Source organism: Paenibacillus sp. JJ-223, assembly GCF_927798175.1.
GTDB classification, from domain to species: domain Bacteria; phylum Bacillota; class Bacilli; order Paenibacillales; family Paenibacillaceae; genus Paenibacillus; species Paenibacillus hubeiensis.
The window spans coordinates 355,910-373,397 of sequence record NZ_CAKMMP010000004.1 but is presented as its reverse complement, the minus strand read 5'-3'; the positions used below and the strand labels follow the sequence as shown (position 1 = coordinate 373,397).

Sequence of the window (17,488 nt, the reverse complement as noted above, 5' to 3'; positions counted from 1 at the left end):
TTGCGGGAGGAAGAGGAGCTCATGGTCGAAAAACAAATGCAGCACGAAGTTCAGACGCCAGGCGCAATATTTCTCATTTTTGGGGCGACCGGAGACTTGGCGCGCCGGAAACTGTTTCCAGCAATCTATAGTCTTTATCGGGAAGGGAAATTAGGCGAGGATTTCGCCGTTATTGGCGTAGCGCGCCGCCCACGGTCTCCCGAGGAATTCAGAGAAGATCTTCTCGAATCGATCAAGGAATTTTGTCGTTACCCTGTGGAGGAAACAGAGAAGTGGAATCGGTTTGCCGAACATTTCGAGTATACCTCGTTGGATATCAATGATGTGGATGGTTTCAGGGAGTTAAACGTCCAGACTGCACGGCTGGAAGAACAATTCAACATTCCGGGCAATCGTTTGTTCTATTTGGCTCTTGCGCCGGAGCTGTTCGGCAGCGTTTCTTACAGTCTCCGTGATGGGGGCATGCTGGACGGCAGCGGATGGAATCGGCTGGTCATCGAGAAACCGTTCGGCTATGATCTGCCCTCGGCGGAGAAGTTGAACGAGCAGATTCGAGAAGTGTTCAAAGAAGAAGAGATTTACCGGATCGACCACTACCTTGGCAAGGAAATGGTGCAGAACATCGAAGTAATCCGGTTTGGCAATGCCTTTTTTGAGCCGCTCTGGAACAACAAGCATATTGCCAATGTACAGATTACGCTCGGGGAAACGGTCGGCGTGGAAGAGCGCGGCGGATATTACGACCACTCGGGTGCACTGCGGGACATGGGGCAAAATCATATGCTGCAAATGTTGGCCATGATTGCGATGGAGCCGCCCAGCCGTTTGTATCCCGAGGATATTCGGGACGAGAAGGTAAAGGTGCTTCGCTCGCTGCGCCCGTTTTCCTCGGATGAAGACGTGCGCCGGAATGTGGTTCGGGCCCAGTACGGGGCAGGAACGTTCCGCGGCGAACCTCTGCCGGGTTACCGCGAAGAGGACAAAGTGGATGCGCAGTCCACGACCGAGACGTATTTTGCAGCAAGGGTCTTCGTGGACAATTTCCGCTGGGCAGGAGTTCCTTTTTATATCCGGACGGGGAAACGGCTGCCGGTCAAAACGACCGAAATCGTCGTGGAGTTCAAATCGATGCCGAGCAACGTGTACCTGGGTCAAAAGTACAAATTGGAGCCGAACCTGCTCGTGATTCGCGTGAATCCGATGGAAGGCATCTATATCAAAATCAATGCCAAAAAACCGGGCTCGGATTCGGAAATCCAACCTTTAGCCATGGATTTCTGCCAGAGCTGCATGATCGGCATCAATTCGCCGGAGGCATACGAACGTTTGCTGCACGATGCGGCGGAAGGGGACTCCACGTATTTCACGCGTTGGGACGAGGTTGCGACGGCTTGGTCCTTCGTTGATCGCATTGCTGCGGCTTGGTCGAACAACATGGGGGAACTGCACACCTACCCGGCAGGAACCTGGGGACCGGAAGCAACGAATGCTTTGCTGGAACAAGACGGATTCCACTGGTGGCCGGTAAACGGGCAGGCTGAAGACGAAGTGGTGTGGCAATTCAATCATTAATCAGGTGAAAAATAGATGAAATACGGCTCAACCTATTTGGTTGAACGTATGGACAGGGGATATGCGAAGCTCGGGAAAGCGCATCATTATGCGTTTTTCGGGCTTTTTTCGCGATGATGATAATAATGGTAATAACATTACTAAAATAAGTTATTGACAAAAAGTAAGTAGATAACATATACTCATTCCAGGACATAAAGAGATTACGCAAAAGAAAAAGTGATGTCGGCACGATGCGGGGATCACCCAAAGATTCATGAGATGAAAAAGACGCGGCAGAAGGCAGAAGGGGATACAGAGCAGAATCATTCATGAAGGAAATATTTTAGCATAATATCTTTATTCTAAGAATACTATTTTGCATATATTTGATAGGAGGAGAAAAGCATGTTGGATGTAGGATTGTTGTTGCTTCGTTTGGTGATTGGACTGTCGTTTATGGCGCATGGCGCGCAAAAGCTGTTTGGTTGGTTCGGGGGTTACGGCATTAAAGGCACAGGCGGTTGGTTTGAATCGATGGGCATGAAACCGGGTGCGGTGGTTGCCTTGCTAGCAGGACTTGCGGAATTTGGCGGCGGATTGTTGCTGGCCCTGGGATTGCTCACTCCGGTTGGCGGCGTTCTGATTGCGCTCACGATGGTCATTGCCATTGTCAAAGTGCATGGAGCTAACGGTTACTGGTCTACGCAAAACGGATACGAATACAACCTGGCCATTCTGGCCGTCGGGGTTGCATTGGCACTTACAGGCGGCGGTCAATATGCCCTGGATGCATTGATTTTCTAATACGAAGTGTATGCTCAAAAGCAGGATTGAGTACCCATAAGCCTTAACCGGGCCGCGGGTGCTCTTTTTTTGCGAAAAAGGATGAACTCTGCGGCATGGAATCGGTTATTTTCGGCCGGGATTATGGTACAATAGGAAAGTTGAATACACATATTAAGTAACGGCATGCAATAATACAACAGGTCAGGGAGGATGAACTCCGTTGTAAATGCGTAAAATGGTTCAAGCATAGGTTTGAACGCCAGCGGATCACATCAACCGGCAAATGCCGGACTGCATATCGATGAATAACCTTCCGGCGACTGCCGGAGACTGAACTTTAGAATGAACGGACGAAAGGAATAGAGGGAATGAGCAAAGCTGAAGATCAGATTTTACAACAGGAAGTGGACAAACGCCGGACGTTTGCCATCATTTCTCACCCGGATGCGGGTAAAACGACACTAACCGAGAAGCTGTTGCTGTTCGGGGGCGCGATTCGCCTCGCCGGAACGGTCAAAGCTCGGAAAGCCAGCAAACACGCGACAAGTGACTGGATGGAAATCGAGAAACAGCGGGGGATTTCGGTAACGTCCTCCGTGATGCAATTCGATTACTTGGGACACCGCGTCAACATTTTGGATACACCGGGTCACCAAGACTTTTCCGAGGATACGTACCGCACGCTGACGGCGGCGGATAGCGCGGTCATGCTGATCGACGTGGCCAAAGGGGTCGAGGCACAGACCATCAAACTGTTCCAGGTTTGCGCGAAACGCGGCATTCCGATCTTTACGTTTATTAACAAATTGGACCGCGAGGGGCAAAGCCCGTTTGATCTGATGGAAGAGCTGGAGAACGTCTTGGGTATCCGTTCCGTGCCAATGAACTGGCCGATCGGATCGGGACGTGATCTGTGCGGCGTGTACGACCGGATGAAAAATCAGGTGGAGCTGTTCCAAGGGGACGACCATTCGACGATCAAGGTGCAAAAAGTGGACGGTTATGAAGATCCGGTCATCCGCGAGATGGCGGGCGAGTACCTGCATGATCAACTCTGTCAGGACCTGGAGCTGCTGGATGTGGCGGGAGATCCGTTCGACATGGAAAAAGTACAGCGCGGTGAATTGACGCCGGTATTTTTCGGCAGTGCCATCAACAACTTCGGCGTGCAAACGTTCCTGGAGAACTTCCTGCAGCTCGCACCGAAACCGGAGCCTCGCCGCAGCACGGCTGGCGAAATTGAACCGACGAACGAGAAATTCAGCGGATACGTATTCAAAATCCAGGCCAACATGAACCCTGCGCACCGAGACCGCATTGCGTTCCTGCGCATCGTATCCGGCAAGTTCCAACGCGGCATGAGCGTCAAGCATGTTCGTGTCGGCAAGGAAATCAAGCTGTCGCAGCCGCAGCAATTTTTGGCACAGGACCGGGATATCGTGGAAGAGGCATACGCCGGCGATATCATCGGTTTGTTCGACCCAGGCATCTTCCGCATCGGGGATTCCCTGAGCCAAGGCAGCGAAATCGTCTTTGACGAGCTGCCTACGTTCTCTCCTGAGATTTTTGCCAAAGTCACGGTGAAGAATGCGCTCAAGCATAAGCAATATCAAAAAGGGATCGACCAGCTGACCGAAGAAGGCACCATCCAGGTATTCCAGACGGTCAACTTCGATGAAACGCTGCTCGGCGTAGTCGGCCAGCTCCAATTCGAGGTGTTCGAATACCGCATGAAAGGCGAGTATGGCGTGGACGTGCAGCTTCAGCGCATGCCGTATCAGTTCGCCCGTTGGATCATTGACGAGAATCTGGACCCGAGCAAGTTCCGCATCAATTCGGCGTTGGTGAAGGACAAAAAAGGAAATTACGTGGTCCTGTTCGAAAATGAATATGCGATGAGAACGGCCATGGACAAAAACCCAACCGCCCAATTCCTGGAGACGGCGCCATAAGCCTCGTTTTTCTAGGAGTAGCGTTTAATAAAACAAGTTACGTGTGTTATGCAAAGCAACAAAAGGAAGACCGAAGCCCCTGTGAAGGGTGTTTCGGTCTTTTTTTAATTCAGTTCGGCCGCCGATAAAGTTGATGGTGCAGTTCTTGGGCTTTCATAGGAAACAAGGTACGGCTCATCAAGAGCTGTACCTTGTTTTTGTGATTCGGTAAGCCAAGCCAATCGGCTTTACTGAACAATGCCGCAAGTTAAGAACCGCGGAGCATAATTCGGACCGATCAGGCAAATGCTGTGTGCAGACAGAACAACGTAATAACGGGTGACAGTCTATTCCCGGCCATTCCCGACATTATCGCAGGGGCTTAACGGGAATCGTGTGCAGATGCTGTTGTGCTACCTGGATCAGTTCATCCTGTTTGCCAGGATCGGTGTTCTTCCAGATCATTTCGAAAATGGCACCCAGTCCGGGCAAGGCCGCTTCAGGGCCGTCGACAGAACCTTCAATCATTTCGCGGAGCTGGGCATCGCTTTTGTCATGAACCTTATGAACAATCGCTTCACGCAGGCTTAAAGTAATTGGCATCGCAAGTCCCTCCTCGTATATTCGGCTGCCCTTATACTGTACCCTGCAGACCGTGAGCGCATTCAAGTTTGTCGGTCTTTGTGGTATACTACGAAGGATGTTGAAGCACGGAGCGGGAGGTTAGACCCTAATGGCAAAGAAGCAATATGCCGTCATTGGCATGGGACGTTTTGGGTCCAGTGTGGCGAATGCGCTCAGCAGCATGGGCTTTGACGTACTCGCCATCGATGCGGACGAACAACGGACTCAAGAGATGTCGAATATCGTAACGCATGCGGTATCGGCCGATTCCACCGACGAAGAAGCGCTGCGGGCGCTGGGCATTCGTAATTTTGACGTCGTGGTGGTTGCGATTGGCGAGGACATTCAAGCGAGCATTCTGACGACGCTAATTTTGAAGGATATGGGCGTTCCGGTGTTGATTGTTAAAGCACAGAACGAGCTTCATGGCAAAGTGCTGCAAAAGATCGGAGCGGACAAGGTCATTTATCCGGAAAGGGATATGGGACTGCGGGTTGCGCATCATTTGACTTCGCCCAACATTTTGGACTATATCGAGTTGTCCGAAGATTACAGCATTCTCGAAATGAAGGCTTCGGAGCAGATGATCGGCAAAAACTTGCTGGAACTGAATATCCGAGCGCGCTTTGGCTGTAACGTCATGGCGATTCGCCAAGGCAGCTCAATGAACATTTCGCCGTATGCCGAGGATCGAATCGAAGAAGGGGACGTGCTCATTATCGTGGGCCACAAGGATCATTTGACCAAGATGGAGCTGGCGTATCCCAAATAAGCGAAAGAAATGACCCGAGAACGGGAAGGATGGAATCATGGATATCGTATCACCTCAAAATAACCGCGTGAAAGAATGGGCACAATTGCTGGAGAAGAAGCATCGTACCCGTCAGCATAAATATATGATTGAAGGCATTCACCTCGTGCAGGAGGCATTGCGCGCAGGCGCGGATCTGGAATGCATCGCTTACGACGGGGAACGCGGCATTCCGAAGGAACTGGCCGGATTGGAAACGCCGCTTCAGCACGTGGAGTGGATTAGCGTCTCCCCAGCGGTCATTGCAAAATGTACGGATACGATGACGCCCCAGCCTGTGTTTGCCGTGGTGCGCAAAAGCAGCGAACCGCTGCAAAACCTGTGGTCAGACGCGAAAGGACTCGTCGTTGTGCTGGATGGCGTGCAGGATCCGGGCAATGTCGGAACGATCATTCGCAGTGCCGACGCCGCCGGAGCGGCAGGCGTAGTGCTGGGTGCCGGCTCTGCCGATGTATATAATCCGAAAACGATTCGATCTACGATGGGCTCTTTGTTCCATTTGCCGATCGTGGAAGGCGACCTGGAGACGATCCTGCCTGAGGCAAAAGCGGCGGGCGTGCGACTTGTCAGCACGTCACTGCAGGCAGAGCACTCGTGCTACAGTTATGATTTTACGCAGTCCGTTTGGCTGGTCATCGGCAACGAGGGTAAGGGCATTTCCGATGCCACGGCCCGACGGGTCGACGATGCGATCACCATCCCGATGCAGGGACAAGCCGAGTCGCTGAACGCCGCGATGGCGGCAACGGTCCTGTTGTTTGAGGCGATGAGACAGCGGATGTTTCACTAACTAATAATTCCTGTCCAATTTTATTTTTACTGTCTCTACTAAAATTAACTGTCCCCAAACCACCTAAGACTGGAGCCTGGTTGACGAATGTCCCAACCATTTCTCCAGTCTTTTTCTCTCCTCTTAAAGCACTACAGCAGGGATTTCTCAAGCAAATCGCGAATAGGTAATCAAGCAGAAACCCAGTCTAATCAAGGCTTTTGGGGATTGAAAGTAGTTGATTCAGGCTTACTCAGGCATTTCCCAGGCGTTTTAAATGCTGATCCTTGCTTTTCTCAGGCATCTCTCTATCCCTTCAAGGACACGAATTATTAGTCGTTTTCGTTCACAATCGAACCAGTTTCCTTCCAGTTTTCAGGGCTTTTTCTCAGTGTTTTTGGGACAGGAACTTTTATTTCGGAAATGGCGGTGAAGCCTTGTGGGGTAAGGGATTGGGGCAGATTGGAGAGAGGGTGTTTTGGGGACAGTTATTTTTAGTTTTCTACAAAGTAATAAGTTTTTTGGTGGCAGGAGTGAAGGGATGCTGACTTGGAAAAAAGCTTTTGTGAACCTCGTTTATCTGAAAAAGTGAATATCGCATTAGCTGGATTGATAATTAACTGATGTTGAAGACAAGGCAAGGTGAGATTAGTGTTACTAAGTGAATTGCTTTCAATGAGAGGGCTGGATCTTTCCAAATCGATAAAGTTAGTTCGGCATCAAGATCCGAATTATGATACCAAATATCTTTATAAGCGTGGCATGCTCGATTTTTATCAAAGTATTCAAAGTAAGGATAGATTTGGTAATTGTGAGTATCTCATTTCGTTTTTAGGTTATGAGCAATCGAAAGCAATCTATATTGGGGCATACAAAGTAATTGGCAAATCAAGATTTAATAAATCAGTAGCAGAGGTTCCTCCTGAGTACCCCTATATGGAGGTATTAGAGCAAACATTATTCCATTATGAAATCGAGAAGATTGATTTACTAAATGATTTGGCTGATCGGCTGGTTATTGATTGGGGAGCCTCAACGAGGACTTGGTGCCAGTGGTTAAGAAAAGACAATCCGAAGCCAGTGATTGAAATACTCCCTGCTGGATATGTTAAGGAATTCCCAGGCTTTGAAGATGTGATCTTAGCTTTTGACGAGCTTCAAACGATTGTTAATAGTCCTGATCCAAATAGAATATGGCACACCATGCTATCCTCTGTTGCAGGTGTTTATTTAATAACTGATATGACCGATGGAAGTCAGTATGTAGGATCGGCATCAGGGAAACTGGGTATTATGGGACGCTGGAGAAGCTATGTTGAAACAAAACATGGAGGAAATATAAGATTGATGGCATTATTACAGGTAGATCCAGAGCGTTATAAGAATTTTCAATACTCGATTTTACGAACACTTCCTAAATCATTAACTCAAACTGAGGTTGTTAGTTTCGAACAGAAATACAAGCAAAAGTTGGGGTCACGGGCATTTGGTTTGAACGGGAATTGATTCTGAATGAATTTACTGATTAATTATATGATTTTAAGTAAATTCTATATGGCGAAACCATATTGTCTGAAAACGTGTTTTACTCAAAAATTTAAAGATTGGTTATCGATAAATTACTATAGCCCTGTAAGGGGGAAAAGAAAATAAATCGTAAGTCAATACAGCTTTATTGCAGGAGGGATTATCATTAACTCACTAACATTTTTACAATCTATAGAAAAGGAAATTATTAACGTTTATGATGATTGGATGGTAGATTGCTACAATTTATTACCTGTACCATGTGAACCCAAAAGATCACAATGTCATACAGTTGTTAATGCTATAGCTTCTTATATATCAGTTCACTTTCAAGAAAAAGTCAACCACTACTCATCAGGAGTACATGGTTGGGGAATGACTGATGACTATTTCTTTGATTTTAATTTAGTAGATGAACCAGCTATTCATATTACAGGTAGTAATAAGTATAATGTCTATCATCCTTTGGCATTTGAAAATGATTTCATTAAAATATGCGATAAACCGCTATTAGCCATGGATTTGGCGAAAAAATACATGTGCAATACTTCTGAGTTTATAGATTATTTAAAAGAGAATCTAAGCCAGATAAGTCATCGTAAGAGAAGGTTTTTACCACGGATTAAGATCAAATTAGTAGGTATACAAAAAGGACGAATAGCCAGTTGGGTTGTACTAAGAAGAGATCAAAAAGTCGAACCTGGGCATTGAAGCAGAAGTAACAGGAGCTCAAAACTTCAAACTAATTTATTTAGACAAGGCGAATTCATGAAGAAAAGACACTCGAAGCGTAAGGATACATACTAAAAATTGATTCAAACAGAGGAATATTTGCATGACCTTAATAAGATTTCCGCAATATAAAATCGTTGAAAGAATTGCAGTTTTGTAAGTGTGACGATCATTCCCAACATAGGAGGGATATTTTGGTTTCTCGTCGAAATGTAGTTCAATAGCTGTATATTTATTCGGGACAGGAGCGGCATATAGTGAAATTGGAATCTCATCACATTGAAAGATTAGTACCTTGGTTTGGGTATGGGAATTTTAATGAAGCAGAAGTAGTCTTTTTTGGAAATGAAGAAGGACTGGGAGGCTACCCAATTGAAGCAGTTTTAGGAAGGTGTCAGCTTTACGGATATGATCCAAATACGTGGATTGATAATGATTGGAGACTGGGGTATTGGGATGAAACAAGTCATGATGGGTACTTAACCCTGGGAAGGATAACGAATGAAATAAGAACTGCAAGTGGACTGTCACCTGTTGCCCCACCTCCACCTCCAGCTTCTCCGTTCTTAGAATTCCAAGCAAGGATGCTATTGCATTTTGAACAAAAGGATCAAAATTGGTTCAATGTTAAGAAAAACCTTCTAAATAATCAATGGAATCAAATACAAGAGTTGAAAGAACACTTATATTCAAACAAGACTAAAATTAAGGCAGGATTAGTAGACTGGAGACCCTTGCCTCGCTCTACAGAGGATGTTTGGCCATACGATGGAATTGACGAAAAGAAGTACATTTCAGCTTTCAAATTAGCTAATGCAAATTTGAAAAAAATAACTGAATTAAACAACGGTAAATTGGCAAAAGAAGAACTCGACGAGTATTCCAAGATGCTATGGAATCGTGCTGAGCTGATTAGGAAAGTATTTGTTACATTCCCCTTCTCAACACTAATCGGTGTTGGAGATATGAACGCTAAGAAGAAACTGTTGGAATTCATTTTCAGAAATGAAAATTTAACATTCACGAAAAAGACTTTGAGAAATGGGAAATCGTATGAGATAGCTGAGTTAATTCTTCCAGACAAGAAACTTACCATTATCCTTACATTATTCTTTAATCATCGTTCTAATTGCTTACAATTAGAAGGGCTACAGCATTTATGTGAGGATGTCCTTGAACCAATTATTGGGTGTTAAAGTTAATTTCAATTATAATTAGAGTTTTCTTCTACAGAAAGTCCATAAGAATAATAAGTTGATTGTCGAGTCGATGAATTTCAGGTGTTTATTCCTGATTATTCGTTCGGCTTTTTTGTTTTACACAAAAAATTCAGTCTTTCTCTAACCTATAATTCGGCGTTCATCTCTCTATGTCAGATACCAAATCGTTATTTATTCCGAAAAGGAACGTTTTCGGAAATTTTAAGTACATTATACCTATTTTTTTGGAGGACATTTGTACCATTTGTCGAATCAATAAGAATGGTTGGTTTTTTTGAAATTTTTGGGTATTGATTGAATTTTAAGATGAATGCAATAAATCATTCTAATGCGAACAGACTGCGTATGGCTTAATAATAGAGTTTTAGTGAAGTATAGTATTCTCATTTCCTATAGCGGGTGAAATGAGAGGCCAAGGAGGAAGGGTTATTTGTATATTTCTAAGCTAACTATCCAAAACTTTAGGTGTTTTCAAGACTTTACTGTTGAATTTAACGAAGGATTAAATGTATTAATCGGCGGTAATAATGCAGGGAAAACTACAGTAATCAGAGCATTGGAGTTTCTTTTTAAAAGAGGAAGTGCCAAAGCGCCTACCATAGACGATTTTAATAAAAGCCTTGATGTATCAACCCCACCAGAAATAACAATTACCGCAACGCTTAGATCCTCCAATACAGATACTATGGATGATAAGGCTATAGTTGCAAGCTGGCTTACGAAATTGGAAACACCGTGGGAGGCAGAGCTAACCTTTAAATATTTCCTTCCAGAGCAGGATCAAAAAAAATATATTGAGGAAAGTGCTAATTTATCTACACCAAAAGAACGTTGGTTCTTGTTAGAAAGAAATCTAAAACGATACGTTACAAGAATCTATGGTGGGAATATTGTTAATAAAAATCGTGCTGAGCCTGAATATTTGGATAAAATTCATTGTGAGACATTAGATGCGCTTCGTGATGTTGAGAGCAACATGTTTACAGGCAAAAACACCCTGCTGAAACAACTGCTCACTCATTTTAAAGATAAAGCAATGCATGCTGTGGATCATAGTGAAAAGACTGATGGTCAAAATGGAACTGTTGGTAATGATAAATTTGGTCATCTCTCTCGTTCATTAGTTGATGATATTGTTGGACGGGTAAATCAGAAAGAATTCTTAGAATTCGCAGAAAAAACGGGTGCATCTGTTGGCGGCGTACCTGCTTTAGATGGGAATCTACAGGAAGGAGATGTATTGTCAGCCTTACGGCTTATCATTAGAGATCAGACTGGAATCGAGATCCCGATCATTAATAATGGAATGGGTTATAACAATCTCATTTATATTTCATTGATATTATCGAAATTCAAAATGATAACTTCCCCCGAGTACGGCGAAAATGCAAAGACATTTCCTATTCTACTAATTGAGGAACCAGAAGCACATCTTCATCCAGCTCTTCAGTACAATTTTTTGAAATTTTTGAAGGATGAGATGGATCATCAAAGTTTCAGTAGGCAAATTTTTATAACAACACATTCCACGCAGATTACTTCTGCTGTTGGGTTGAAACCGATCATCTGCCTGGAAAAAGAAGGTGGGAAGCCTGTATTTGCAAAGTATCCCAGTAAAGTTTTCTCGGAAAGTAATGAAGATCAGGAATCAAGGAAATATGTAGAAAGATTTTTGGATGCAACTAAATCAGCCATGTTGTTTGCGAAGTCAGTCGTATTGGTTGAAGGGATGGCTGAATTAATTTTACTACCGATTTTAGCTCAAAAGGTGAATTGTGATCTGGACAAGCATCATGTAGCTCTTGTTCGGGTTGATGCACTAACATTTAAACATTTTATTAAACTATATGGTGCAGGGGTTAAATCAGAAAACAGAGAGTATGCTTTGGAAAAGAGAGTAAGCTGTGTTATAGACTCTGACCCATCAAAAATCGTTAAGGAAAGGCAAGATGGAGAACGAAGAAGTTGGAAGAAATGTTGGCCTTTTGATTTAGACAGTAGTCCTGATATTTTTGACTATAAGCCGATATCAGGTGCAGTAAGAAATCTTAACGAACAGACAATAGCAAGTCCAAACGTTAAGGTATTCTATAAATCAGAAAAAGGGAAAACATTTGAATATGATTTAGCATGGGATAATTCTGAAAATGAGCTTTTATTTACAGATGATGTTGAGATCGTAGAGGTAAAAGAATTGAGCGTGTGTACCTGGGTTGAGAAGGAAAAGGAGCGTGCAAAGTTTGCCTCAAGCTTTTTGATTCATGCTCAAGGCGTAAAGGGTGAGCTGGCATTCGAATTAGCAAGCAGGATACAAGACAATAGGTCTACTGTTATTAATGTGCCCACGCATATTAAAGGAGCGTTTGAGTGGGTGTGCTATAGAAACGAATTGGAGGAACGTAATGGATAAGGTCAGGGTTATCTCTTCCGATGAAAGGATTTCAGAGTTAACGAATCATTTCAAAGTTATCGCTGGTCCTGGTGCGGGAAAAACACATTGGCTTGTTATGCACATTCTGAACGTTCTTCAAAATGTGAGGAATCTTACGTCCACATCAAAAATTGCATGCATTACATATACAACTGTAGCAGGAGAAGAGATCCAAAAGCGTTTGGGAACCAATCAGAATAAAGTTGAAGTATCAACAATCCATAGTTTTCTTTATGCGAATATTGTTAAGCCGTATATTTATCTAATGAAAGATGACAACGGAAATACGTTGGTTAATATTGAAGAGTTGGATGGTCATGACGATAACATAGCTACAAAAGGTAAGATATACGTTTGGCAACAAGAAGCGAAGAATGGAAGCTATTTGACTGATAAAATAAAGATCAAGAAATGCTTAGAAAACTTGGATTGGAAGCTTGAAGATGGTGAAATTAAATTGAAACCAAGAAAATTCTATCTAAGCAAGATCGGAAGGTATAGCATACGGTCAGAAGAAATGCTCTTATATAAGAAGCAGTTTTGGAAAGAGGGCGTAATTCATCACGAGGATGTGCTTTATTTCGCTTATAAAATTCTTGAGGAATATCCCGTTCTACTTGAACATTTAAGTTCTAAATATCCGTATATATTTATAGATGAATTTCAGGACACAAATCCGATCCAGACAGAAATTATAAAGAAGCTAAGCAATGCTGGTTCTGTAATTGGTGTAATCGGAGATTCAGCTCAATCTATTTATGAATTTCAGGGAGCTTCGCGTCAGGAATTTATTTCATTTACTCTTCCAAATCAAACTACGTATTCAATAGAGAATAATAGGAGATGCGGTAGTAAAATTGTAGACTTTCTGAATTGCATTAGAAGTGGCGACGAGCTGGAGCAAAAGCCTACAAGGGATGATAGTGAGATTGATGTTTATTTTTATGAATGTAGTGAAACGACAGACATAAGCGTAACAAGCTTTCATGAATTGAGAAGTAGGTTTGGGCTTGACGGAGATTATTGTATATTGACTCGTAATAATGACACGGTAAAGCGACTTCGAAATGCTGAGGTTGAGGACATTTGGTCGATTTTTAATGAAGTAGATGCTAATAGGGAAAGGTTTATTAAAAAGATATTTACTGCGTATAAATCGATTAAAGATAACCGACAAGAGGCAGGAGTAAAGGAACTCATAAAAGTATTTAGAACTGATAAAGATGGGTTTTTAAAAGAACCTTTTCAGGAGAGTCAACATATTAGCTCTATAAAGAAACGAAGTTTGGCAGTGGATCTGCTTGAATTTATGGCTGGAAGGATGGATGAGTTTTATAATGGCTCTTTATATGATTTTTATGAAAGTTTATTCCAAACGTTAAAGACTAAGAACTATGGAATTAAGAAGATTACAAGGGGGAAAATTAAAGAGTTTTCCGATGCAACATCCATAAAGAAACTTTTAGATAATCTTATCTTGCCAGAAGAAAAATCATCAGATATACGAACTATTCATAAGGCAAAAGGGATGGAATTTCAATCTGTGCTACTATATCTCTCAGATATTGATGAAGTTAATCAAATTATTAATCCTGATATTGATTCTAACGAAGATGACACTCGTATTCTATATGTTGCATTGAGTAGAGCGAAGGATTTTTTGTATATAGCTTGTCCACCATTAAACAAAGAAGCTAAAAAAAAATTGACAACTATGAACATCAAACAATTTGTTCCTGACTCCAATGGAATGGTTAGAGCTTAGTGTCTATTCTCATAATTTCACAAGCCTTGTAATCTGATTATTGAATCAAAGGAGAAAGCAGATGGATGATAAATACTTATTATATATAGACATTTTAGGTTTCAAAGACCTGGTCGATAATGATATCAATAAAGTTAAAGATTTGTATCAAGTAATTGCCAGTCTCAATGTACATCAACATGATAGTTTTAAGGCAATTGTCTTTTCAGATACGATATTAATATACAACAATTTTCCTACTCCAGACGAAAAAACAAAAGCATATACAGTGATGTTCCTATGTGAGTTTGTTCAGGATCTTCAACATAGACTTATTGGTAGGAACATTACCTTCAGAGCTGTAATAACATATGGGCAATTTATTAATTATGAAATTAATCAAATTCCTTGTTTTTATGGAGCTGCACTTATCGATGCATATCTCATGGAAAAGGAAATACCATGTACGGGGTTGTTTATAACTGATCGTTGCAATGCATCAAATAATATTTTTCGGACACAGCGTTACAGCGATGATCTAAATTTTGTATTCGTAACTCAGAATCTTCACCGATTAGAGTATGAAGGACATTCAAATGGCTGGCTAATTAATGAATTAGGATTAACAAGAGATGTTATGGCAGAAACCCTCCATATTAAATTTATTTTTGAGAATATGCGAAATCATAGTAACCCTAAAGTGAGTACAAAATATAGTGCAACTTGGAACCTGTACGTGAATCAATATCCAAAAACGCTTGAGCTGTTTGAACAGAACTCTTTTAATCTAAATTTAATATTCCCTGAAATTAATTGGGATGAGTGGTTGAAATTAATACCAGAGGACTACTCGTATATTCAAGAAGGTTGATAATGATTATAGAACTCAAATAGCCTGTTCACAGTTATTCGGAAACCGAGCTTGGATATTTAAATTGATGAAATTATATCATATCAAAAACTTTTAATTAGGCGGATACAAAGTAAATAGCTGAACACTCAGATGATATTTGTTGTGATTAATCAAAGCGATCAAGTGATTGCATCGATAACCATTTACGTAAGGGTTAAATAATAGTAACGACTCGGTTTAATATATTGCGAAAACCACGAAATCAGCTTTGCATCTACTGGATATAGATTGATTATGAATAGAAACTTGATTGTTTTTAACCATAATAATTCAGGAAACTCTTATGAGTGATTATAGTATCCAGATGGATGGGGAATCATCATGTAGCATTCTTGATTATCACAGATTATAAGGTTATTATGTTTTTATTTATAGGTAAAAGTGATATTTATGGAAGAATTGAATTTTACAAATAAAGATATATTCGAAAGAGATTTTTGCGTTTGTAAATATTGCAGCAAGAAGTTGGAAGAGGAATTGTTGCTGATTGATTGTGTTGATAAGAGAGCAGATTATGATATTGATAGTTGGGTTACTATATGTACTGTTTGTAATGGAAAAAAAGCAGATAAAGATTTGGACGAGTATTTAAAGGATATTATTTTTACTAATACTGAATACTATAATGTTTTTGTTGAAAATATTAACATCATAACTAATCTTTCAAACGAATTCATTATTGATGAAAAAAACAAATCAACCTTGAATAAGATGCTATACGTTAATGCGATCACAGCTATGGAAACATATCTTTCTGATGTTTTTATTTTCCTCGTTTTAAATGATAATAGCTTATTGAGAAAATACATTGAAAATGATTTAGATTACAAAAATGAAAAAGTTGTGATTTCTGATATTTTTGAATGGGTTGAAAAATCAAAAGAAAAAGTTAGTGACAAATTATTAGGTATTACTTTTCATAACTTAGTTAATGTCAGAAAGATGTTTAAATCAGTGCTTAATATTGAATTCTCAGACATATCAGAATTGATCAAGGTTGTAAAGATAAGACATGATATTGTGCATAGGAATGGGAAAAATAAAGAAGGCAATCAGATTAATATTTCCACTAAAGAAATTAGTCTACTCATCAAAGAAGTGTCTGTATTCATAAAATTTATAGATGACCAAATAAATATAGAGTATTACAGAAAGAAAGATATAAATGAAAACTTATTAGAAAAATATCTTTTATTGGTAATTAATAAATCAATAGAATTTAATGATGATATGTATTTGAATGAGTATATTAAGATCAAAGGTTATATTGAGACCTATTACGGAAGTGATTTTATTTTAAAGAGAAAAAATAAAGATTTGGAATCGATTCAAAACCTCATTATGCTTCTTGAAAACTTGAATGGAGATGCTGATTATTTAAAAAAAATATATTTGCCTTTAGAAAAATTAGAGGTTCCAATATATTTGGATATAAATATACTGGATGTTGTTAAATTGAAGCATTTAAAAATATTATCTATTCAAGGTTCAGGGATGGAAAATGAAGACGATACTATTCCAAAAAGAAAAAATTTAGAATTACTATCCACAATGACTCAATTAGAATCTTTAAATATTGGCAGAACCGATTTGTATGATATATCCTTTTTATCAGAATTAACAGAGCTTAAATATCTTGGAATTCATGCGAATAATATAGAATCATTAAAAAAAATTAAAAACTTACAGAAGCTCGAATATCTTTCTGTTTTCCAAAATAATATTTCAAATTTAAGCGGTTTAGAGGAGTTGATAAATTTAGAAATATTGGATATTGCTTCTAACAAAATTAAAGATATTAGGGCTTTGTCTAAACTGAAAAAGTTAAATACATTGTATCTTCATAATAATGAAATTAGTGATATATCACCACTCTTTAATCTGCGAAACCTGAAGCATTTAACTATAAGCGGAAACAGTGTGAGTGAAGAAGACTGCGAGAGAATAAAAGAAAAAATTCCTGGTTTAGAGTATTTTGGGTATGACAGACAAAACGTCGCGTCTAACTCTATATAGTTGGAATCATAGAGTAAAAAAGGATTCAGTGTAGATGAAATAGCCGTATTAGTAAAGTATTGGTTAAGATTTCTGCAATTAAATAACTCTAAGTAAATTTATGAAGTAAGAATGAAGAGATATTAAAACGCAACTTCCTTTTAACTAACTAATAATTCCTGTCCAATTTCAAATTAACTGTCCCTAACTAAAATTAACTGTCCCCAAACCACCAAAGACTGGAACCTGGTTGACGATTGTCCCAACCATTTCTCTAGTCTTTTTCTCATCCCTGAAAGCATCACAGCAGGGGTTTCTCATCCAAATCTCGAATAGATATTCAAGCAGGAACCCAGTCTAATCAAGTCTTTTGGGTAGGTGGGACGGTTTTACTCAGGCGCATTTCCCAGGCTCTTACCCAGGCGTTTTAAATGCTGATCTTTGCTTTTCT

The 17,488-nt window shown here is 40.7% G+C and carries 13 protein-coding genes; 12 read left to right on the top strand and 1 reads right to left on the bottom strand.

Annotation, left to right across the window (positions count from 1 at the left end; all coding sequences use genetic code 11):
* Positions 1-21: 21 nt before the first annotated feature.
* The 3 genes from zwf (at position 22) to L6H98_RS10220 (ending at position 4,292) form a co-directional block, all read left to right on the top strand.
* The gene (gene zwf / locus L6H98_RS10230) at positions 22-1,572 is read left to right on the top strand and encodes a glucose-6-phosphate dehydrogenase (RefSeq protein ID WP_236414825.1); all 1,551 of its coding nucleotides are present in this window, start codon (positions 22-24) and stop codon (positions 1,570-1,572) included.
* A gap of 387 nt (positions 1,573-1,959) precedes the next feature.
* A complete protein-coding gene (locus L6H98_RS10225) occupies positions 1,960-2,358 on the top strand; it encodes a DoxX family protein (RefSeq protein WP_236414823.1) in 399 nt (132 codons plus the stop codon).
* Positions 2,359-2,708: 350 nt separating this feature from the next.
* Positions 2,709-4,292, top strand: coding sequence for a peptide chain release factor 3 (locus L6H98_RS10220; protein WP_236414821.1), 1,584 nt, complete (start codon positions 2,709-2,711; stop codon positions 4,290-4,292).
* A 348-nt stretch (positions 4,293-4,640) separates the two neighbouring features.
* Here the strand turns inward: L6H98_RS10220 and L6H98_RS10215 are convergent, their stop codons facing one another.
* A complete protein-coding gene (locus L6H98_RS10215; protein ID WP_236414819.1) occupies positions 4,641-4,874 on the bottom strand; it encodes a small acid-soluble spore protein SspI in 234 nt (77 codons plus the stop codon).
* 130 nt (positions 4,875-5,004) lie between these two features.
* On the opposite strand from L6H98_RS10215, the gene L6H98_RS10210 reads away from it, so the two are divergent.
* The 9 genes from L6H98_RS10210 to L6H98_RS10170 all read left to right on the top strand — a co-directional run bounded on the left by L6H98_RS10210 (position 5,005) and on the right by L6H98_RS10170 (position 17,058).
* Positions 5,005-5,667 (top strand): TrkA family potassium uptake protein, encoded by a 663-nt coding sequence (locus tag L6H98_RS10210; RefSeq protein WP_236414817.1) that lies wholly within the window; start codon positions 5,005-5,007, stop codon positions 5,665-5,667.
* 37 nt (positions 5,668-5,704) lie between these two features.
* On the top strand, positions 5,705-6,496 hold the full coding sequence (locus L6H98_RS10205) for an RNA methyltransferase (protein ID WP_236414815.1): 792 nt from the start codon (positions 5,705-5,707) through the stop codon (positions 6,494-6,496).
* A gap of 630 nt (positions 6,497-7,126) precedes the next feature.
* The gene (locus L6H98_RS10200; protein ID WP_236414813.1) at positions 7,127-7,981 is read left to right on the top strand and encodes a GIY-YIG nuclease family protein; all 855 of its coding nucleotides are present in this window, start codon (positions 7,127-7,129) and stop codon (positions 7,979-7,981) included.
* 396 nt (positions 7,982-8,377) lie between these two features.
* Positions 8,378-8,713: a hypothetical protein gene (locus L6H98_RS10195; protein WP_236414810.1), complete on the top strand. Its 336-nt coding sequence runs from the start codon at positions 8,378-8,380 to the stop codon at positions 8,711-8,713.
* Between the two features lie 278 nt (positions 8,714-8,991).
* A complete protein-coding gene (locus L6H98_RS10190; RefSeq protein WP_236414809.1) occupies positions 8,992-9,930 on the top strand; it encodes a hypothetical protein in 939 nt (312 codons plus the stop codon).
* Between the two features lie 454 nt (positions 9,931-10,384).
* Positions 10,385-12,364 (top strand): AAA family ATPase, encoded by a 1,980-nt coding sequence (locus L6H98_RS10185; RefSeq protein WP_236414807.1) that lies wholly within the window; start codon positions 10,385-10,387, stop codon positions 12,362-12,364.
* Positions 12,357-14,150 carry an ATP-dependent helicase gene (locus L6H98_RS10180; RefSeq protein WP_236414805.1) on the top strand — a complete coding sequence of 598 codons (1,794 nt, stop codon included), beginning with the start codon at positions 12,357-12,359 and terminating at the stop codon, positions 14,148-14,150. The genes L6H98_RS10185 and L6H98_RS10180 overlap by 8 nt, the downstream gene beginning before the upstream one ends.
* A gap of 61 nt (positions 14,151-14,211) precedes the next feature.
* Positions 14,212-15,000, top strand: coding sequence for a hypothetical protein (locus tag L6H98_RS10175; RefSeq protein WP_236414803.1), 789 nt, complete (start codon positions 14,212-14,214; stop codon positions 14,998-15,000).
* A gap of 432 nt (positions 15,001-15,432) precedes the next feature.
* Positions 15,433-17,058: a leucine-rich repeat domain-containing protein gene (locus L6H98_RS10170; RefSeq protein WP_236414801.1), complete on the top strand. Its 1,626-nt coding sequence runs from the start codon at positions 15,433-15,435 to the stop codon at positions 17,056-17,058.
* Positions 17,059-17,488 lie beyond the last annotated feature (430 nt).